Annotated in this window: 16 protein-coding genes; 13 read left to right on the forward strand and 3 right to left on the reverse strand. The window is 47.4% G+C overall.

Annotated features, from left to right (window positions below; translation table 11 throughout):
* Nucleotides 1-62: 62 nt before the first annotated feature.
* The 11 genes from QNO02_RS10555 (at nucleotide 63) to QNO02_RS10605 (ending at nucleotide 12853) form a co-directional block, all read left to right on the forward strand.
* Complete coding sequence (locus tag QNO02_RS10555; RefSeq protein WP_017689273.1) at nucleotides 63-524, forward strand: MarR family winged helix-turn-helix transcriptional regulator; 462 nt, start codon at nucleotides 63-65, stop codon at nucleotides 522-524.
* Nucleotides 525-809: 285 nt separating this feature from the next.
* Nucleotides 810-1898 carry a cobalamin B12-binding domain-containing protein gene (locus QNO02_RS10560; RefSeq protein ID WP_289391959.1) on the forward strand — a complete coding sequence of 363 codons (1089 nt, stop codon included), beginning with the start codon at nucleotides 810-812 and terminating at the stop codon, nucleotides 1896-1898.
* 15 nt (nucleotides 1899-1913) lie between these two features.
* Entirely contained in the window at nucleotides 1914-3623 is a 1710-nt protein-coding gene (locus tag QNO02_RS10565; RefSeq protein ID WP_289391960.1) for an ATP-binding protein, read from the forward strand.
* A 34-nt stretch (nucleotides 3624-3657) separates the two neighbouring features.
* Complete coding sequence (locus tag QNO02_RS10570) at nucleotides 3658-4635, forward strand: alpha/beta hydrolase (RefSeq protein WP_249911120.1); 978 nt, start codon at nucleotides 3658-3660, stop codon at nucleotides 4633-4635.
* 126 nt (nucleotides 4636-4761) lie between these two features.
* On the forward strand, nucleotides 4762-5475 hold the full coding sequence (locus QNO02_RS10575; RefSeq protein ID WP_289391961.1) for a class I SAM-dependent methyltransferase: 714 nt from the start codon (nucleotides 4762-4764) through the stop codon (nucleotides 5473-5475).
* 68 nt (nucleotides 5476-5543) lie between these two features.
* Complete coding sequence (locus QNO02_RS10580; protein ID WP_289391962.1) at nucleotides 5544-6530, forward strand: N-acetylglucosamine kinase; 987 nt, start codon at nucleotides 5544-5546, stop codon at nucleotides 6528-6530.
* 63 nt (nucleotides 6531-6593) lie between these two features.
* Entirely contained in the window at nucleotides 6594-7031 is a 438-nt protein-coding gene (locus tag QNO02_RS10585) for a GNAT family N-acetyltransferase (RefSeq protein WP_062833732.1), read from the forward strand.
* A 219-nt stretch (nucleotides 7032-7250) separates the two neighbouring features.
* Nucleotides 7251-7709: a MarR family winged helix-turn-helix transcriptional regulator gene (locus tag QNO02_RS10590; protein ID WP_289391963.1), complete on the forward strand. Its 459-nt coding sequence runs from the start codon at nucleotides 7251-7253 to the stop codon at nucleotides 7707-7709.
* A complete protein-coding gene (locus QNO02_RS10595) occupies nucleotides 7706-10873 on the forward strand; it encodes an MMPL/RND family transporter (RefSeq protein ID WP_289391964.1) in 3168 nt (1055 codons plus the stop codon). Before QNO02_RS10590 ends, QNO02_RS10595 begins: the two co-directional genes overlap by 4 nt.
* Before the next feature lie 199 nt (nucleotides 10874-11072).
* Complete coding sequence (locus QNO02_RS10600) at nucleotides 11073-11699, forward strand: SGNH/GDSL hydrolase family protein (RefSeq protein ID WP_091032011.1); 627 nt, start codon at nucleotides 11073-11075, stop codon at nucleotides 11697-11699.
* 92 nt (nucleotides 11700-11791) lie between these two features.
* Complete coding sequence (locus tag QNO02_RS10605; RefSeq protein ID WP_289391965.1) at nucleotides 11792-12853, forward strand: phosphotransferase; 1062 nt, start codon at nucleotides 11792-11794, stop codon at nucleotides 12851-12853.
* A 121-nt stretch (nucleotides 12854-12974) separates the two neighbouring features.
* On the opposite strand, the gene QNO02_RS10610 is transcribed toward QNO02_RS10605, so the two are convergent.
* From QNO02_RS10610 to QNO02_RS10620, 3 genes are all read right to left on the reverse strand, one after another.
* Nucleotides 12975-13652 (reverse strand): tetratricopeptide repeat protein, encoded by a 678-nt coding sequence (locus QNO02_RS10610; RefSeq protein WP_289391966.1) that lies wholly within the window; start codon nucleotides 13650-13652, stop codon nucleotides 12975-12977.
* A 14-nt stretch (nucleotides 13653-13666) separates the two neighbouring features.
* Nucleotides 13667-15655, reverse strand: a complete 1989-nt coding sequence (locus tag QNO02_RS10615; RefSeq protein WP_289391967.1) for an elongation factor G — start codon at nucleotides 15653-15655, stop codon at nucleotides 13667-13669.
* A gap of 121 nt (nucleotides 15656-15776) precedes the next feature.
* Complete coding sequence (locus tag QNO02_RS10620; protein ID WP_289391968.1) at nucleotides 15777-16652, reverse strand: AraC family transcriptional regulator; 876 nt, start codon at nucleotides 16650-16652, stop codon at nucleotides 15777-15779.
* A gap of 192 nt (nucleotides 16653-16844) precedes the next feature.
* Between QNO02_RS10620 and QNO02_RS10625 the strand changes: the two genes are divergently transcribed.
* Both QNO02_RS10625 and QNO02_RS10630 read left to right on the forward strand, forming a co-directional pair.
* Nucleotides 16845-18362 (forward strand): tagaturonate reductase, encoded by a 1518-nt coding sequence (locus QNO02_RS10625; RefSeq protein ID WP_289391969.1) that lies wholly within the window; start codon nucleotides 16845-16847, stop codon nucleotides 18360-18362.
* A complete protein-coding gene (locus QNO02_RS10630; RefSeq protein WP_289391970.1) occupies nucleotides 18359-19873 on the forward strand; it encodes a UxaA family hydrolase in 1515 nt (504 codons plus the stop codon). The genes QNO02_RS10625 and QNO02_RS10630 overlap by 4 nt, the downstream gene beginning before the upstream one ends.
* The last annotated feature ends 44 nt before the right edge of the window (nucleotides 19874-19917 follow it).

A 19917-nucleotide genomic window follows, 5' to 3' on the forward strand; every position in this document is an offset into this window, starting at 1 on the left:
GGGAGCAGAAGCGGGCCTCTCATACGAGCCGAAATGTAAACAACTGATGGAGGATTATTGAAATGCTGAACACGGAGGACAACCGGGAACTGTCTTTACAATTATTCGTGGTTCTTGTTCGGGCCTACAATTCTGTGACCTCACGTTCCAATCGGGACATCCAGAGTCACGGACTGAATACGACAGAATTTGGTGTGCTTGATTTGTTATATCATAAGGGACCGCAGGCATTGCAAAAGATTGGTGAAAAGGTGTTAATGTCCAGTGGTAATATTACGTACGTTGTAGATAAGTTGCAAAATAAAAATCTGCTGTTTCGTCGACCATCCAAAGAAGATCGGCGTGTCATTTACGCTGAGTTAACCGAGGAAGGAAGAGAATTGTTCACACAGATATTTCCTCAACACCATCAGGTCATCATTGATGCTTTGGAAGGACTTGACCCTTCCGAGAAAGTGGATGCGATTAAGATGTTGAAGAAGCTGGGATTGGCGGCAGAAGGGAAAACTGACTTGCGTTCATAACGCAGGTCAGTTTTTTTGTGGATCTCGAAAAGTACAGGCATATACTGGCTGACTGGCTTGCAAGGCCCTCCATAATATAGGAAGATTGTTCTATACATTCATCGTGTGTAAAACATGATCATCGAAAGTTCATGTATAATGGAACAGAACGATTAAGAGCGGAATGGATGGATTGGATCAAGTAGAAGAACCTATCCCGATTGCAAGTTAGCTAACATCGATCTCATTCTGGATTAGTCACGAATGATGATGGAGATGTGATGCGGGTAGAGGAGAGGTGCATCTATGAGTCATCAAGAAGCAGGAGAACGTTTGCTCCAAGAATCTGCGAAATTAGCTGATAAAATAACGGAGAAACAGTATCTCAGACAGCCCGATTTACTTGAGCGATTTGGCGAGAATGGAAAAATGCGAACCAAACAGGATTCGGAGTATAGCTTGAACTATTTGGCAGAAAGTGCGCTCGTACAGAGTCCAGGTCTGTTTACTCATTATATTGCCTGGCTGAAAGTTCTACTTGAGGGTTATAAGGTATCACCAGAAGACCTGGCGATTAATCTCAATCTGATCAAAGAGACATTGGAAGAAGAATTTGACCATCCGTCAAAGGCATTTTTGCTCGAGTACCTGGAGATGGGAATATATAGAACAACACACATGGAGTCACAGGCGGGTTACATCAACGAATCCATGCCATATGGAGATGCCGCGCAATCGTACTTGCAGTGTTTGCTTGAGAATAAACGGAAAGAAGCCTTCGAGATCATTGAAGCCCAGTTAGAAGCTGGGGTGACGATTCGTGATATTTATCGATATATCTTTCAGCCCACCCAATATGAAATTGGACGATTGTGGCAATGCCATCGTATCAGTGTGGGGCAAGAACACTTTTGTACGGCAGCGACCCAGTCATTCATATCACGTCTTTATTCTCGCTGGTTAATTCATACAGGTCAGGATAAAAGGCTAGTGGCTACCTGTGTAGGTAGTGAACAACATGAGATCGGACTGCGTATGCTCACAGATGTGTTCGAGATGGAAGGTTGGGATACGCACTATCTGGGAGCCAATGTTCCCAATGGAAGTGTAATAGAGGCTATAGAGCGGCATCAGGGCGATGTTGTTGCGATTTCAGTTACGATGACGTATCACCTTCATCTGGCCAAAGAGTTGATTCATCTGATCCGTCATCATCCGGCAACGGCACATGTGAAGATTATGGTTGGGGGGTATCCCTTTAATATTGATCAGGAGTTGTGGAAAACGATAGGAGCTGATGGTTATGCTCCAGGAGCCGATGAAGCGGTAGCGGTTGCAGAACAATTACTGGCTCAGCCAGCTACATGTAATCAGCTTGATATGGTTAGGGATTAAGAGAGGGATGATGTGATGTCTAATGAGAGCGGAGAGATACAGAGGCTACGCAGAACGATTGAGCAGTTATCGGATCAGATGATTCGGAGTAAAGAGCAAGAGGAACGGACACTTGCAGAATTCTCGGATATGAATAATGAACTGGTGACACTCCAGCGTCTGCTTGCAAAGAACAATAACAGTCTTGAAGCTGCACGTCAGCAAGCAGTAGATGCAGGTGATTCAAAAATCGCATTTATTGCAGGTATCAGTCATGATTTTCGTACACCATTAAATGGCATATTGGGGATGGCTGAGATGCTCAAGTTGTCTCCCTTGTCTGAAGAACAGGAGAATTCGGTCTCCGTTATACAGGATGCTGCCAAACTGCTGCTTAAGCTGATTCAGGATCTTCTGGATCTGTCCAAACTTGAGGCGGGTCAGATGCGACTTGAACTGGGAGAAGTGGATCTGCAAGAGACGATAAACTATATTGTTCGTTTGCTCGAACCCCAAGTCAGAAAGAACGGAAATCAGTTATCGATAGACTGTGACCCCAGAATCTCTACTCTTCTTGAAGGGGATCCAACGAGGATTACACAGATACTGATCAATTTAATTCAGAATGCGAACAAATTCACATCAGAAGGTACAGTGCGGATACGAGTTACCCTTATGGAAGATGATGAGATTACACAAATGATCCGATTTGAAGTCGAAGACACGGGGATTGGTATCTCGGAAGAAGATCAGAACCAGTTATTTCAACCCTACGTGCAGACTGAACGAGGACGCTCAAGTGAGTATGGAGGAACGGGCCTTGGATTATCGATCTGCAAGTCTCTCGTTACACTGATGGAAGGTCGGATTGGAGTAGACAGTCAGGAGGGTGAAGGATCAACATTCTGGTTCGAACTTACACTTGGTAAGAAAGACGGTAACCAATCCGCTAATCAGTCTGTTGCTTCCGCTCAAGAGCATCAGGGGCAGGATATGGATGATGAAGCTCCTTCTGTATCTGTATTGCTGGCCGATGATAATGTCATCAACCGACAGCTTGTTATGTTACAGCTCAAGAAACTGGGAATAACCCAAGTGGACGCTGTAGTGAATGGGGAAGAGGCAATAGCTGCTTTTCTCAGCAAAAAATACAGTTTGATTCTCATGGACTATATGATGCCATTGATGGACGGTTTGGAGGCAACACGCAAAATCCGCTCGATCGAAATGGATGAAATGCGCCATTCCACACCCATTATTGCAATGACAGGTAATGTCATGCAGGGAGAAAAAGACAAGTGTATGGAAGCCGGGATGAATGACTTTATTGGCAAACCCTTCACACTGGAAATTTTGAGTAAGATGATCGAGAAGTGGCAGCAATCCTTCGAACCGACAGAGGTACTAAATATGAGCATCGTACATGAGATTGCGGAATTAAACACCGATGGCGATCGTACACTCCTTGGTATGTTGTTGGACATGTATCGTACCGAAACACCTGGCAAGATTGAGGTGCTGCGCAGACATATTGTGTCCGGCGACCATGTTGCTGCAACCGAGGTAGCCCATGATCTGAAATCAGGGAGTCTGAGTCTGGGGATTCGTTATCTATCAACTTTGTTTGCCCGGATAGAGCAGTTCGCGAAGGAAGGTCAATCACGGAAAGCAGAACCTTTGCTGGATGCTTTGTTACCCGCCTATCAAGCAGCATGTGCGTCACTGCAACGAGTAAGTAAAGATTGAACATTCTAATAAGGAAAGAGGGTAGGACCCGTTCATGTTATTTTACGTACTTGCAGCACTGGTACTGATCGTTCTTGCTCTTCTGTGGACAGGTGGGCTTTATTTTTTCAAAACTGCCATTCGCCGTACGCCAAAAACATTTTTGGTGGATAATCCGAATCTGATGCCTGAACCGGACAATGAAATCATTAGCAGTGCTTCTGACCTGAAGTGGCTGGATGCTCAGCCTACAGAAGAGATATCTCTTCAATCACATGATGGATTAAAACTGTATGGTACATGGCTCGGTTCCAATAAAGGGGCGGATCAGACGGTTATTCTGGCACATGGTTATTCGGGGAGAGGCAGAGAAATGGCTGGTTTTGCCCGGTTTTATGCGGAAAAGCACGGTTATAACATACTCATGCCAGATGATCGAGGTCATGGACAGAGTGAAGGTGATATCATCGGTTTTGGCTGGTTAGATCGGAAGGATTATGTCCAGTGGACCAACTGGGTGCTTGAAAAAGTGGGTACACAAGGGGAAATCATATTGCACGGCATATCCATGGGAGGAGCAACCGTACTGATGACAGGTGGTGAAGCCCTGCCGACTCAGGTCAAAGCGATTGTGTCTGATTGTGCGTATACATCCGTGGAAGAAGAACTGACGTTCCAGTTAAAGCAATTATACAAGCTACCTGCATTTCCTTTTATACCTGTCACAAGTCTAATTTCCCGGTGGAAAGCAGGGTATTCCTTTAGAGAGGCTTCGGCACTCAAGCAGCTTGCCAAAGTTAACGTTCCCGTGCTGTTCATCCACGGTGAGGCTGATACATTTGTACCAACGGAAATGGTGTACAGGTTGTATGAAGCTTGCCCAACCAAAAAGGAATTGCTGACCGTCCCCCGTGCGGGTCATGGCACAGCGTTTCAAGTTGATCGCACCGGATATGAAGCGGCACTGGAATCCTTTATGAAGAAAAATCTGTCGCCTTCGTGCTTCGTACCTGAAAGTTCAGAGGCCAAGTAAAGCGATGACCTTGTGTATATAGGTATGCCAATAATTAAGGGGTGCGGCGTTTAATTGATTTTTTTGTGACAATCTGGGTATTAAGTAGAAGATGCAAATCATTTTCTAAGCGATGGGGGTGTCTTGATGGGAAATGAACAATTTGAGGCTGCTCGAAAAGCAGAGGCAGGTTATCATTCCAATTTCTATCAGAATAATGAATTATTCGCCTCCGGTACCTGGATGTCGAGGCCCATGCCTATGGTGATGGATATGCTGGAACGTCTCCTTGTTCACAAGGAGGAATTGCGTGTCCTCGATCTGGGATGCGGAGTGGGAAGGCATACGATACCGATTGCACAGCGTCTTGCACAAACGAATAGTGAAGTCATCGGTGTAGATTTGCTGGACGAGGCTATAGATGGACTTCGCAAGTATGCGAAAGAATATCAGGTTGATCATCTCGTGCAAGCTGTAAAAGCAGACGTTGAGCATTACGCAATTGAGAAGGATTATTTTGACTATGTAGCTGCTTGCTCATGTCTGGAACATGTATCGAATAAGCAAGCTTTCATGGAAGCGCTAGAGCGATTACAAGCGGGAACTCGAACAGGTGGCATTCATTGTATTACGATGAGTACCAATGTGGAGGAAAAAGAAATCAATACAGGCAAGGAGATTAAACCATTAATTGAGCTGAACCTGCCCACAGCCGAGGCGATTGCTATACTGGAGGATGCCTACAAAGGCTGGAATATTCTGCTTCAGGAGCATGTTACACAGACGATTGAAGAGGAAAAGTATGATGAACCGACACAATTTCGTTGTGAACTGCTTCGTTTCGCTGTGCAAAAGCAATAAATTTTCTGCCGGGACCTGACAAAGGACCCGGCACTCTTAATGTGTGGTCTGAAGGGAGATCATTAAGAATGAATACATACGTGATTGGGATGGATGGAGGAGGGAGCCACACTCGTGTGGCTGTCGCCGATCAGAACGGAAAGCTTTTGTCATATGTGCAAAAGGGAGGTTGCAATCGTTATCACGATATCCATGCTGAGCAAAATGTGCTGGAGGGTATCGCTGAAGCCATAACTCAGGCTGGACTCCAATCAGATCAGATCGCTGCCATTCAGGCAGGAATGGCGGGTCTAAATCGGCCTGAAGATACAGTTTGGGCGGAGGCATTGCTCGCTCTTACGGGGATTACAGGCAGGATCAGTGCGGTAAACGATACGCACATCGCCCATACAGCGGCCTTCGACGGTGAGCCAGGTATTGTCGCTATTGGAGGAACAGGATCTCTGATCCTTGGCAGAACCGAACAGGGAGCTTGGCTCCGCAATGATCAGTTCGGTCATTATGCGCCGACAGCAGCACGTTTCTTGGCTTACGACACGGTGCATTCCATCCTCGCGGGACGTTATGAGTTGCAGGATCAAGAATGGATTGAGCAGGTTTTAACGTATTGGCATGTAAGCTCTGTTCGGGAGCTTGCTGAACTGGGCGTGTCTGGTTTTGCTGATAATCAGCAGGCTACTAATCGGAGATTTGGTCAAATGGCACCTCTGGTGACCGAAGCAGCTGTCCGGAATATTCCCCTCGCGGTTAGGGTATGTGACTCGGCTGCCGATACGGCTGTTGTGGGAATCCTCATGCTGGCATCCTGTTTTGAACATCCAACAGTGTCCATGACGCTTACCGGAAGTTGTCTGAGTTCACCATATATGGTGAAGGCTGTTCAGAAAGGGCTGGATGCTGCCTATATGCGCGAAGGGAAAAAAATTCAATACATAACCAGTAACTTGCCGGCAGTTGGGGGCGCACTGCTGGATGCCTATCATTTGGCGCAGATCAACGTATCGGATAACATCTCAACTGTGCTTCAATCGGAGCTGAATCGTTATACGACTTGAACTTTGAGAGGCTAACGACTACAATACGATAACGGAAACAAGCAAGGTATAGGAGGAATAAGGGTGTTAATTAATTTGAAATCACGCATAGAAGAGCCGGTAGTACAGGAGCTGTTATCTTACTCGGTCTTTCCTGATCCGGATCATCTGAAACGTGCGTTAAAACAATATGTAGAGAATGACGAACTGTATCTGGCCGGATACGAAGCAGAGGAGCAATTGATCGGTCTGATCGGTTATGAGCATACTGGCTCAAGCGAGATCACCATCCACCATATAGCCATTCTGCCGGAGAACCGCTTCAAAAATTATGGTCGGGGCATGATTTCACAATTGCTGGAGAAATACAATCCTGATACTTTGATTGCAGAGACGGATCTGGAGGCCGTGGAGTTTTATCGGAATACGGGATTCGTCGTATATAGTTTGGGCGAACTGTATCCAGGTGTGGAGCGATTCCGTTGTGTGCTTGAAAAAGAGGAAGATACGGACGAAGAGTAGCACAGAGGTATTTTATTACTTCAAGAAATATATGGATTATAATCATTACAGGATGTTGGATTTGGCAATGAGCTGAGTCGGACGTTCTGTTTTTTTGTCGTTTTCATCAAAATAGCAGGAAAAAAGTATTGCTTTAAGAGATTGTTTCATTATAGAATAGTTTCACAGAAGAATAGTTCGTTAAGTGAACTATATAGATTCGGGAAAGGAGAATGAAGAATGAATACACCGGATGCGAAAAGTTTGGTGAACCGCTATTTGGATGCTTCCTTTCTGGTCAATAAGCGGTTTGATACGCGGATACGTGAACAAGTGGGGCAGACCATAACGACCGATCAGTTCTGCGCACTTCGTCTGATTGAAGAGAAACCTTTCTGCACGCCCTCTGATCTTGCAGAGCTTCTGTGTATAGGTAAGAGCAGCATTACCGCTTTGGTCAACAAGCTGGTGGATCGCGATCTGGTCCATCGGGCCGGGGATGAACGTGACCGCCGCGTTGTATATCTGACACTGACAGATACCGGACGACAGGTATACAAGGAAACAGAACAGGAAATACAGCAGATTCTGGAGCCGTATCTGGTTCATTTTAAACCGGAAGAAGTCCGAATTTTCATTGAATCTTTTGAGAAGCTTGCAGCTTTACTATCGCATGAAGGAGGACGGGAGAACGAATGAGAACGATACTAAAAGCAAGATGGTGGTTAATGGGGCTATGGGTTGTTGTAGCTGCCGTGTTGATGTTTACCGCCCCTAACATGAGTGAACTGATTCGGGAAAAGGGACAGTTTTCGGTTCCGGAAGGGTACTCTTCCACCCAGGCAGCAGCGATTCTGAATGAAGCTGCAGCACAAAAAGGAGAACAACAGGGGAGCCAGATCGCCCTTGTATTCTATAATCCCGATGGGCTGGGCACCACGGGGAAACAAGAGGCAGAGAAGGCCGTTAAGCAATTGGAGACCGACAAGGAGAAGCTGGGCATTCTGTCCATTCTGGAACCTTTCTCTCAGCCTGAACTGTCCGAGAAGATGATCTCAGCTGATGGCAAAACGATTCTAACATCGCTATCCATTGATCAGGGAGATCGTACGGTCAAGGAAATGCGGGAAGACCTGAATGAAGCATTGAAGTCCGTCAATGTGGAGTACTACATAACCGGTAAAGGTCTGATTGATGAAGACACCATTGAAAGCTCACAAGAGGGGCTTAAGAAATCGGAATATATTACCGTTGTCTTTATTTTACTCATTCTGTTCCTGGTCTTCCGTTCGTTTGTAGCTCCGTTTGTCCCGCTGCTGACGGTGGGGATCAGTTACATTGTATCGCAACAGATTGTTGCATTTCTGGTGGATGGGATGGACTTCCCGATATCCACGTTTACACAGATCTTTATGGTCGCCGTCATGTTTGGGATTGGTACGGATTACTGCATCCTGTTGATCAGTCGGTTCAAGGAAGAACTGGCTCATCATGAGAATACGTGGGATGCCATCATTGCGACCTATCGTACTGCCGGTAAAACGGTACTCTTCTCAGCACTAGCTGTGCTGGTTGGATTCATTGCGATCGGATTTGCCCAGTTTATGTTGTACCGTTCTGCGGTTGCCGTAGCTGTAGGTATTGCAGTGATGATGCTTGCCTTGGTGACCATCGTGCCATTCTTCATGGCGGTGTTAGGCAAGAAGTTATTCTGGCCGTCGAAGGGTTCACTTGAACATGCCGAGAGCAAGATCTATGGTGCAGCTGGTCGCTTTTCACTAAAACGTCCATGGGCTGCGCTGCTCATCGTTGCAGCTGTCTGTGTGCCTCTTCTGGCAACCTACGATGGCAAACTGTCGTTCAACAGTCTCGATGAGATTGGCGAGAAATATGATTCCGTAAAAGCATTTAACATTATCTCTGACAGCTTTGGTCCGGGTGAATCACTGCCGGGTCAGATCGTCATCCAGAACGATGAAGCGATGGATAATGCGAAGTATATGGCCGTTGCCGAGAAAATTAGCCGGGAAGTAGAGAAAGTAGTCGGAGTCTCTGGTGTCCGCAGTATGACACGACCTACGGGTGATGAGATTAAAGATTTTGAAGTTACACAGCAAGTCGGAACATTATCGGATGGACTGGGTGAAGGCAAGACGGGTCTGGACAAAATCCGTGATGGCCTGAGTGAAGCCAGCAGTCAGCTAAGTAAAAATGAACCACAATTAAAAGAAGCTGCTGATGGAGCAGGTGAACTTACCAAAGGGACCGCCCAGCTGCAATCGGGTATCACGCAACTCAGTCAGGGACTTGGGCAGATTGAAAAAGGCATTCGAGATGGTTCCGCAGGTGCGGGTGATCTGAAAGCCGGACTTCAGCAAGCCAAAACGAGCGCAGATCAACTTGCGCAGGCGAACAATCAGTTGCTTGAAGCCTATCGTCAGGCGGGAGCAGGGGTCGCTGCATTGGGGGATGGAACCCGCGAACTGGAACAACAGCTGAACGGGGTTTCATCAGCTCTAACCAGTCTGTCTGAATCCTTCACAGCACTCGAAGAGCGTTATCCTGAATTACAGCAAGATGCTGATTACCAGCGTATCAAAGGTACAATTGGTGAAACAGGTTCTGGCACAGCGCAGCTTGCTCAAGGTTTGGGTCAGATTAAGACCAAACTTGGGGAAGCCGCTGCTGGAATTAATCAGGCCAATGAAGGGTTTGCCTCCGCAGCAGCCGGACAAAAGGCGCTTGCCGATGGCCTGGGTCAAATTGTAACAGGAATCGGTCAGTTGCAATCTGGTCTCAAACAGGCTGCGGATGGTCAGGGCAAAGTGATTAGCGAAATTCCTTCCATTCAGGATGGACTTGGCCAGCTTCAGGGTGGTCAGGAGAAAATTCAGCAAGGCTTCTCGGATCTGAGTGGCCAACTGACACAACTGACAGATGGTTTGAATCAAAGTGTCGATGGTATTAAACAGGTATCCGGGGGACTGGATTCAGCGCAGGACTACCTGACGCAATTACAAAATTCACCGGATTCCGATCTGGCAGGCTGGTACGTTCCTGAAGAAGCACTGAACAGCAAAGACTTCACACAGGTATTTGATACGTATCTGTCTCAAGATCGGAAAACGATGACGATTGATGTTATTTTCGCCGAAAATCCATACGGAACAGAAGCCATTGATCGTGTTCCTGACATTGAGGCGGCTGTACATCGTGCGGTACAAGGCAGTACGCTTGAAAAAGCAGACATCGCCGTAGGTGGCGTTACGAGTACATTTGCAGATCTGCAGGAGATCTCGAATAACGACTATACACGTACTGTAATGCTGATGCTGGCGGGTACATTCATTATTCTGGTCGTGCTGCTTCGCTCGGTCATTATGCCATTGTATCTGATCGTTTCCTTATTACTGGCTTATTTCACATCGATGGCGTTAACCGAAGTGATCTTTGTTAATATCCTCGGATTTGCAGGCATCAGCTGGGTTACTCCGTTCTTCGGATTTGTCATGCTGATTGCACTTGGTGTGGATTATAGCATCTTCCTGATGGACCGTTTCAATGAGAACAAAGGTATGAAAGTACAGGATGCCATGTTATACGCGATGAAGAACATGGGAACCGTCATTTTATCTGCAGCGGTCATTCTGAGCGGTACATTTGCTGCCATGTATCCATCCGGTGTTCTCTCGATGATGCAGATTGCCACAGTAGTCCTTAGCGGACTGATCTTGTACTCTCTGCTGTTCCTGCCATTCTTCGTCCCAGTGATGGTGAAGATGTTTGGCCGGGCCAACTGGTGGCCGTTCCCGAACAAGGAACAATCAGATTCCGTTGATTCGGATCGGACCATAGGCATGTAATGCATTGCAATGGATTAGGCTCTGCCGCGTTATGCGGCAGGGCTTTTTCTTTTTTTACCTCTACAGGAAAACTACAATCTTATGCAAAAGAAAGGTGCATGCCTAAGGACACCATCCCGCGCCTTGTCTCGCCACTCATCATAAGATATAGAGCAGTTCATTATGGTTCAGAGAAATCACAGCAGAGAGGGGCGACGGGATGGTATATCGATACGTGGCTATAGGCGATTCATTAACGGTAGGTACAGGAGCGTTGCTGGGCACCGGCTTTGTTCCTTTATATCGACGAATGGCAGAAATGAATGTTCGTACGTTTGTATCCATGGAAAATATGGGCGTAAATGGACTGACGTCGGGGGAAATGTTGCAGATGATCTCTTCGCATCCCCGAGTACGGCAATCGCTGCGTGAAGCGGATATCATTACCATATCCATTGGCGGGAATGATCTGATTCGTACGTTCAAAGCAAGTAATGGCATTCCAAATGCCAGTAAAATGACACAGGTACTCGGAGAAACCCGCAGTAATGTATCCCAGATCATGCGGCACATTCGGCAGTTAAAGCGCAACAATGAGTATATGGTCCGATCCATCGGATTGTACAACCCGTACCCACAAGCGACGGAAGCTGCGTACTGGGTTCGCCAATATAATTCGTTTCTGAATGGAGCCGGATCAGGAAACTATGCGTGTGCTCAGGTATATGACAGGTTTGAAGGTCGTGAACGTGAACTGTTGTTCTGGGACAGAGTACATCCCAATGCAAGAGGATATCGTGTCATTGCAGAGCAGCTTAATCGGACTGGATACTATCCATTCTCTTGATAGATTCGGAACTGAACTAGACCGAGCGATGGACTTCCTTTAAGATAAATAGAAGACAGTTCCATTTTGTGAGATAAAGGGGTTAATTTTAGGTGCAAAACATCGATTCCGGTTCCCTCCATCCTTCAGAGCAGCAGCGTATTTCCGAAGTGTTGGCTTTATATGGTTTCACATCGGACTGGAAAGGAGAGCGTGGAAAGGGTGGGATGAATAATTCTACTTACATGCTCCATGTAGACGGGACTAATTACGTCATGAGACAATATGAAACACATAATGATCCGATGAAAATCGCCTTTGAACACGAGGTGCTGGCAGCCCTCCAACGTTCGAACTTTAAGCTTGATACACCTTCACCTGTAAGGCGGTTATCTGGTGAGGGAGGTACATTCCTTCCAGTAAAAGAACCCCTCACAGGTCATACCAAAATCGTGACTCTGTTTCGTTATAGGGAAGGCGTCAATCCCATCTGGCTTACACCAGATCAATTGATGGGGCTCGGTAAAGCGGCGGGGGCCCTGTCTTCTGTTATGGCTACGTTGGATATACCACTTGAACCTGTATACCCACCGTACTATCGAATTCAGGATGCGTATCCGCTCTGTTCACCAGAACGATTATTACAGCTATGCACATCGCCGCCGGACCAATTGGCCGCATGTGCGAATGAGCTGAAGCAACTGAGAGATGAGCTGCCAGATCTGTTTGAAGCCCTGCGGGGAATGGAACATCTGCCGCATCAATTGGTTCATGGGGACGTGAATGCCTCGAATGTATTGGTAGATCAGCAGGATGGTGAAATCTGTGCCATTTTGGATTTTGAATTTGCGACATGGGATTTGCGGGTAATGGAGCTGGCTGTTCCGATGTCTGACCTCCTTACCATGGACAAGAGTGAAGATTGGATGTGGCAGGCTCAGGAGGGACTGATCAAGGGATTTCGGGAACAGGTCAGCCTGGAACCGGAAGAGTTGCTGGCCATAACTCGATTGATTTTGCTGCGTAGTCTGGATGTGGTCATGCATTTCATCAATCGGATGTTCGAGGGTACAGATGAGCCGGAAGTGGCTGTGGATCAGATTGTGAAGCTCAAACAGCGGATTGACTGGATGCGTCTTCATGAAGAACAACTGCGTGAGATATTGGTATATTAATATCGCTGTTATGAATAAAGTGCACTGTTTCTGCTCATACGAGGGCAGAGATCAGTGCACTTTTATTGGTTAGAAAAGTGATATATGAAGATTACAGCGTATAGCGGATGACATTACGACATTACAAGCCACGTTTGCGGAACCAACTGCGGACAGCCCAGCGGCGCTCCTGACGTTTTTTGTATTTGGGTAACGAACGATAAACGTTCAACGATTGCTCGTATGCCTGTTTCGCGTCTTCATTACGTCCGAGGGAACGGTGAACCGAGCCGAGCAGATAATAAGCTTCACTGGAAGAGGAATGAATCTCCTGAAACTGATGCACATAATCCAGCGCTTTGTCCTCATGCTTATCTTTGAAGGTTCCAGCAAGGGTTAGGTACGGGCGTCCGTACTTGACTCTGGGGTTGATCTCGAGGGCTTGCAAAATATGACGTTCGCCTTTTTCGATGTTGCCCAAATGAAGCTCAGTCGTCCCTAATGCCTCCCAGTACTCAGCCGATTGTTCGTATGGGCGCTCCAGTTCAAGCAATAACGCATGTGCCTCATTGTAACGCTTGCGCTCAATTAACAGGCGAGCCAGTTCCAGCTTGGAAGAAACTTCATTGGGACTCATGGCAAGCTGCTGCCGAAGCCGGGAGATGTTACGCATACGCTTCAGAGGTTTCGTGAAGCTTGGGAATACGCCAACGTAACGACGATCCAGGAAATACAGTATAACGAGTAAAATAAGGATGGCAATGAACGGATTACCTACAATCCGCCATAGAAGCCCAAAGATAAGAAATTTTATAAGCACAGGTTCAACTCCATTTATGATGTAATCGCGTTTCGTACACTTAAAATATATTTCGACTGATCCAGCGGATTAACTCCTCTGCGTTTGCGAGCATGATTCACATCCGCAGGACAATCTTGGTATCCGGCAAACGAAGTCGTAAGCACCCCGCGGCCGCTTGTCTCGGAACGCAGTTTCACCGGATAATCCATTGAGGTGGTAAGAGGCATAACTCCTTCAATAATACAACGTCCGCTACCAATGACGGGGGCTTCGAAGGTTGCCCGCATATGTACCAGATCGCTAAGGGCCTTACCGCCATATTCTTCCGGGACCGTCAGCCGGAACTGAAGAAGGGGTTCCAGCAACGTGGTACCTGTTCTCGACAATCCATCCATGATTCCCATAGGCGTGGCTACGACAAAATCCAATGGATGCGTATGCCAGACATGATGTTCCCCTTCCACCAGCGTGATGCGCAGATCGGTTACTTCCCAACCGAGCATACCTTGAGACAAGGCTTCCGGAATTCGTCGTTCAACTTCATTCTGATAACGTAACAGCAGATCATCTGTCCTTACGGTTGAGGAATAGATCAGACCGCTTCCGCGAGGCAAAGGTTCAATCTTGAAGCGGAGGATGGCCCAGCAGGGCTTAGGCATCGTATAGGCGATATAACCTTCTCCGGCTGTACGGGGTGTCTCCTTATAGATGACGGATGGCGGATCAAACACGACATCCAATCCGAAACGACTCAGCAACAGGCTGGATAAAATCTCAAGCTGAATGGTTCCCATGACCTTGAGATGCAGTTCTCGTTCCTCCGGCAACCATTGCAGGTCGAGTAAGGGGTCTTCATCCGTCAACTCTTGCAATGCTGCAACAAGATCGGGGTAACGTGCCGAGTCCTTACCGTGCACTTGTACGGTAAGCAAAGGTACAGCCATCTGTGGCAGAGGAGGCACACCCTCAGGATTGCCGATAATGTCACCCACATGTGTGTCACTCAGTCCGTACAGCATAGCAATCTGCCCCGCGTGAACGGCACCGGTATCCGCCCATTTCGACCCATCCATGCGGCGAATCTGCGTCACTTTCTCTTCAAGCTCCCGCGTCGAATTATGGATGGTATCCCGATTGTGTAAGCTGCCACCATACATACGGACGTAAGCCGTGCGTCCCATCGTGCGATCACGTTCAATTTTGAACACAACACCGGATACGGGAGAGTCCACTGGTTGTGCAGGTGCAGGCAGAAATGCAAGGACCGCGTCCAGCAATGCCGTGACGCCAATTCCTTTGCCGGAAGCGCCATAACACACAGGGAACATCTCACCCTGATGCACATACCGCAGGAATGCTTCATTCAGATCCTTTTGCGATAACGGAGTCTCCTGAATGTAGGCTTCCATGACCTCTTCGTCCAGCTCAGCAAGTATCTCGACCAGACCTGGAATGGAAGGTGTGCCATCTGACAGAGAATCTTGACTCGGGTTCCAGAGGGAGTCGATGCCATGAAATGAACCTTCATGGATATGGCATGTTTGGATTTCGCATGCGAAAGGGGACAGGGTGGAACGAATCTGCCCCATTACCGCTGGGGCAGATGCGCCAATCCGATCCATTTTATTAATATAGATGATGGTTGGGATGCGAAGTGAACGAAGGGCATGCCAGATGGCTTCACTCTGGGACTGAATTCCTTCTACTGCCGACAGAATGAGAATAGCGCCATCCATTACCCGTAGCGTTCGCTCTACTTCGGAGCTAAAATCAATGTGACCAGGCGTATCAATGAGGTCAATGATGGTGTTCTTCCAGATCAGAGAGGTCATGGCTGCCTGAACGGATATGCCACGTTCTTTCTCAATGTCCAGGGAGTCTGTGGCTGTTGTTCCGTCATCTACACGTCCCGGACTGCGGACGACACCACTCTCAAATAACATATGCTCGGTGGTAGTTGTTTTCCCCGCATCCACATGGGCGAAGATGCCAATATTCCTGCGATTCAATTCGTTTAACATGGAATGCTAAGCTCCTCTGACAACGGAATGCAATGTTTCCGACAAGTAATAATCCAGATTATCATACCACATCTTCCATATGGAAGAATATGTGGATATATATGATTGGGGCGTTTCTATTTTAACGAGAACTGTTCATGGTTCTGCGATAAGCTGCGGGGGTTGTACCGGTTAATTTTTTGAATTGACGGTAAAAGTGAGGCAGGCTGTCGAACCCGCAAGCATCGGCAACGGCTGCCATCGTCTCATCACCTTGCACCAGATGCTCTTTCGCCATAATAACCCTTCGCGCTAATGCGTAATCCGTTAGAGTCATTCCCGTGTATCGTTTGAAGGCACGACTGAAATGGGCAGGGGATACAGAGGCATACTGCGCCAGTTCAGGGAGGGACAGGCCACTCCGAAGGTTATCGTCAATATGAGAGATCGTAGAAGAGAGCCATGAGGGACCCGGAGCGGATTTACCCGGATTCGCAGGTCCTGCAGCTTCCAGACGTTCCAGAAAAATGAGTAACAGTTGCAGCCTTAACAGGGCCGCATGTGCGCTTAGATGATGACCTAGCTGGAATTCGGTCTGAATATCATCAATAAAAGCGGCCACCTGTGATTGCTCCTCTGTGTTCAGATGCCTCTTATACACGCGTTGTTTACGACAACGTTCAAACAGGCTTAGCAAGGAAGAAGCAGCAACTCCGGCGGTGGATGCTAACAATCCCGGGCTGAAGAACAATGCGGAAGATGTGACAGGATTGCCTGCATCCGGCAAGGCTCGGTGAACCGTGCTGCCTGGTATAATGAACAGATCTCCTTCTTGCATATTCTCAAGTCCCGTATCAATAAAGATGCTTCCCTGTCCACGATATACATAGATAATTTCATGCCAGTCGTGAAGGTGATCTGGCAATTCGTTCTGAGGGGATTTGGTGTCGCTGTACACCAGGCGGAACGGAATACCGGATTCTGCTTGAATAGTCGTACGAACAGGTGAACGTTCCATAAAGACTCCTTTCCAGACGATCGTCTTCAACGAGATGTTATACCTGGTCATGAGAGAGTATATTTACCGCAATATAAGCAATTTAATTTCCTTTTATTGATGATACAATGGATTTAAAGCGTTTACAATAAAAGGGTGCAGAGCCTTTGAGCTGCATTCCGACAGTACAAATAATCGATGAGGTGAGTGTCCATGTCGGCAAGCACAAAACGGCCAAGATTGAAGCTGAATTTACTGGGGAGCGATGGTCAGCGCAAGTGCAAGGAGATTATGGAGCGTCCCGTGAAGGTTTTGCAGATTGGAGAAGGTAATTTCTTGCGGGGATTTGCAGACTGGATGCTTCATGAGAGTGCCAGACAAGGCAAATTCCATGGAAGTGTAGCTGTTACCCAACCACGACCGGGAGGCAAGGCCAAGCTGGAGCAGATTCGCGATCAGGATGGGTTATATACAATGATTACGCGTGGTCTGTCTCAAGGAAAGCCGGTTGAGCGGACAGAATTGATCTCCATTTTCTCACAGTGTATCAATCCGTATGAGGAATGGGATGCCTTTCTGAACTTGGCGGAACTGCCTTCACTTGAGTTCGTTATTTCCAATACAACCGAATCAGGATTGAAATATACGTATGCGGACTATATCGAGGGTGAACCCGTTCAATCATTTCCGGGGAAATTAACGGTTTTCCTGCATCAGCGATATTTGAAATTTGATGGTGATCCATCCAGAGGTTTGATTCATCTCCCATGTGAACTGCTTGAAGGCAATGGTGATGTGCTGCGCAGTTGTGTCCTCCGTCATAGTGAGGATTATGGGTATTCGGATGGCTTCCGTTCATGGATCGAGAACCATAATCACTTCTTGAATAATCTGGTAGATCGAATCGTAACAGGTGCGCCGACCCAGGAGGAAGCCGATTCCCTGACGAATCGCTGGGGGTATGAGGACCAGTTGATTAATACGGCAGAGCCATATCATTTCTGGGCCATTCAAGGTGATGAATCATTGGACAAAAAACTTCCTCTCAAGCAGGCAGGTCTTAATGTACATTGGGTGAAAGATCTGAAGCCTTTTCAGGTACGCAAGGTTCGTATTTTGAATGGGGCGCATACCTTAATGTCATCCCTCGGCATTCTTCAAGGCAAGCAGCATGTGAGAGAAACAATGGAAGATCCACATTTTGGCTCATGGATCAGGGAAGCTGTGCATCAGGAGATCGTCCCTGCTCTGGATATGCCCGATCATCAGCTGGACCAGTATGCAGAAGAAGTATTCGAACGGTTCCTTAACCCGTATATTAATCACAAATTGCAAGATATTGCTTTGAATACGATCGGGAAATTCAAGGTTCGTGTGCTGCCTACACTTTTGTCTTATGAGCAAAATCAGGCAAGTTGGCCAGAACGTTTAATTCAAGGGTTTGCTGGATTATTGTGTCTCTATCGTCCGGTAAATACGCCAGAAGGTTACAAGGCACAACGACTGAATGGAGAGGACATTTTGCTGCGGGATGACCCGGATGTCCTGGCTGCTTTGGCTGCACACTGGGACGGTTATGACACGCTTAACAGGGATCAGAACCAACTGGATAACCGGGTAGCGGCTGTGTTGTCAGATACCCTGATCTGGGGCGAAAATCTGGATGCAAGAGAAGGGTTGCGTGCAGCACTTGTTCGTGAAATCGGATTGTTGGAAGGTGAAGGGAAATGAACACAACAAGTACAATCAATGACTGGATTGCCATTCAACCACAGGATGATGTCATTATAGCGCTTCGGGATTATGCCAAAGGAGAACGTATTACATTGCCAGACGGTGTTTCCTTTACATTGCTCGATGACGTGCCGAAGGGGCATAAGATTGCTGTGCATACGCTGGCACCAGGTGATGATGTAATGAAGTATGGTTTCTCCATCGGGATTGCCCAAGAGCAGATCGAGCAGGGAAGCTGGATTCATAGTCACAACCTGAAGACAGGGCTGCACGGATTGCTTGAATATGAGTACCAACCGGGAGCCAAGGTTCAGACAGACATGCCTCCCGAACATCTGCGCTCATTCGATGGATATTTGCGCCCCAATGGTGAAGCAGGTATTCGTAATGAGATCTGGATTGTGAATACGGTTGGATGTATCAATAAAGTGTGTGAAGCATTGGCACGTATGGGGCAGTCCCAGTTTGGAAGCCGGGTAGATGGTGTATTTCACTTTCCACATCCATTCGGGTGTTCACAGCTTGGTGATGATCTGAAGTATACACAACAGTTGTTGGCCTCCTTGGTGGAGCATCCGAATGCAGGAGGCGTGCTCGTCATCGGTCTGGGCTGTGAGAACAATCAGGTCGATGAATTCCGAGAGTGTATTGCTCCGGAATACCGCGGCAAAGTACGGTTTCTCAAAGCACAGGAAACGGATGACGAGCTTGAGGAAGGGCTTCGACTGATGGAAGAACTTGTGGAGATCGCTGAACATGAACAACGGCAGCCGCTTCCGCTCAGCAAACTCAAAATTGGTTTGAAGTGTGGCGGTTCCGATGGTTTATCTGGCATTACAGCCAATCCGCTGGTCGGTGCAGTTGCTGATATGCTGGTTGCTGCCGGGGGTACGGCTATTCTGACGGAAGTTCCGGAGATGTTTGGTGCGGAGACAATCTTAATGAACCGGGCTGCCAATGAGCAGGTATTTCATGATTTGGTGGACCTCGTGAACGGCTTCAAGCAATATTTTGTGAACCATGGCCAGAACATCTATGAGAATCCTTCACCTGGTAATAAGGCTGGTGGCATCACAACGCTGGAGGAAAAGTCACTTGGATGTACGCAAAAGGGAGGACGTTCTTCCGTAGTCGACGTTTTACGTTATGGCAAACGAGTAACTCAAACCGGTCTGAACATTGTAGAAGCACCGGGTAATGACCTGGTATCTGTAACGGCACTGTCTGCGGCGGGTGCACATATTGTGCTCTTCACAACAGGGCGGGGGACTCCCTTCGGAGGTCCGGTACCTACCGTCAAGATTGCGACCCAATCCGATCTGGCTAATCGCAAAAAACACTGGATTGATTTCAACGCAGGCCAGCTGTTGGAGGGGCAGACGATGGATGAGGTCAAAATACAGCTGTTCGGCCAGCTGATTGATATTGCTTCAGGACGGTCACATACACTCAGTGAGCAACATGGATTCCGGGAGATTGCCATATTCAAGGATGGCGTGATTCTCTAAATTCATTCTGGCTGGATGTTGCTTATCGTCTACGATGCATTATA

It is taken from the genome of Paenibacillus sp. PK1-4R (assembly GCF_030369595.1).
Lineage (GTDB): Bacteria > Bacillota > Bacilli > Paenibacillales > Paenibacillaceae > Paenibacillus.

What these genes read in the sequence shown, in the direction of transcription:
- QNO02_RS10570 (WP_249911120.1), top strand. Translation starts at nt 3,658, where the DNA reads ATGTTATTTTACGTACTTGCAGCACTGGTACTGATCGTTCTTGCTCTT.
- QNO02_RS10615 (WP_289391967.1), bottom strand. Translation starts at nt 15,655, where the DNA reads ATGTTAAACGAATTGAATCGCAGGAATATTGGCATCTTCGCCCATGTG.
- QNO02_RS10565 (WP_289391960.1), top strand. Translation starts at nt 1,914, where the DNA reads ATGTCTAATGAGAGCGGAGAGATACAGAGGCTACGCAGAACGATTGAG.
- QNO02_RS10555 (WP_017689273.1), top strand. Translation starts at nt 63, where the DNA reads ATGCTGAACACGGAGGACAACCGGGAACTGTCTTTACAATTATTCGTG.
- QNO02_RS10560 (WP_289391959.1), top strand. Translation starts at nt 810, where the DNA reads ATGAGTCATCAAGAAGCAGGAGAACGTTTGCTCCAAGAATCTGCGAAA.
- QNO02_RS10625 (WP_289391969.1), top strand. Translation starts at nt 16,845, where the DNA reads ATGTCGGCAAGCACAAAACGGCCAAGATTGAAGCTGAATTTACTGGGG.
- QNO02_RS10620 (WP_289391968.1), bottom strand. Translation starts at nt 16,652, where the DNA reads ATGGAACGTTCACCTGTTCGTACGACTATTCAAGCAGAATCCGGTATT.
- QNO02_RS10575 (WP_289391961.1), top strand. Translation starts at nt 4,762, where the DNA reads ATGGGAAATGAACAATTTGAGGCTGCTCGAAAAGCAGAGGCAGGTTAT.
- QNO02_RS10600 (WP_091032011.1), top strand. Translation starts at nt 11,073, where the DNA reads ATGGTATATCGATACGTGGCTATAGGCGATTCATTAACGGTAGGTACA.
- QNO02_RS10580 (WP_289391962.1), top strand. Translation starts at nt 5,544, where the DNA reads ATGAATACATACGTGATTGGGATGGATGGAGGAGGGAGCCACACTCGT.
- QNO02_RS10630 (WP_289391970.1), top strand. Translation starts at nt 18,359, where the DNA reads ATGAACACAACAAGTACAATCAATGACTGGATTGCCATTCAACCACAG.
- QNO02_RS10595 (WP_289391964.1), top strand. Translation starts at nt 7,706, where the DNA reads ATGAGAACGATACTAAAAGCAAGATGGTGGTTAATGGGGCTATGGGTT.
- QNO02_RS10590 (WP_289391963.1), top strand. Translation starts at nt 7,251, where the DNA reads ATGAATACACCGGATGCGAAAAGTTTGGTGAACCGCTATTTGGATGCT.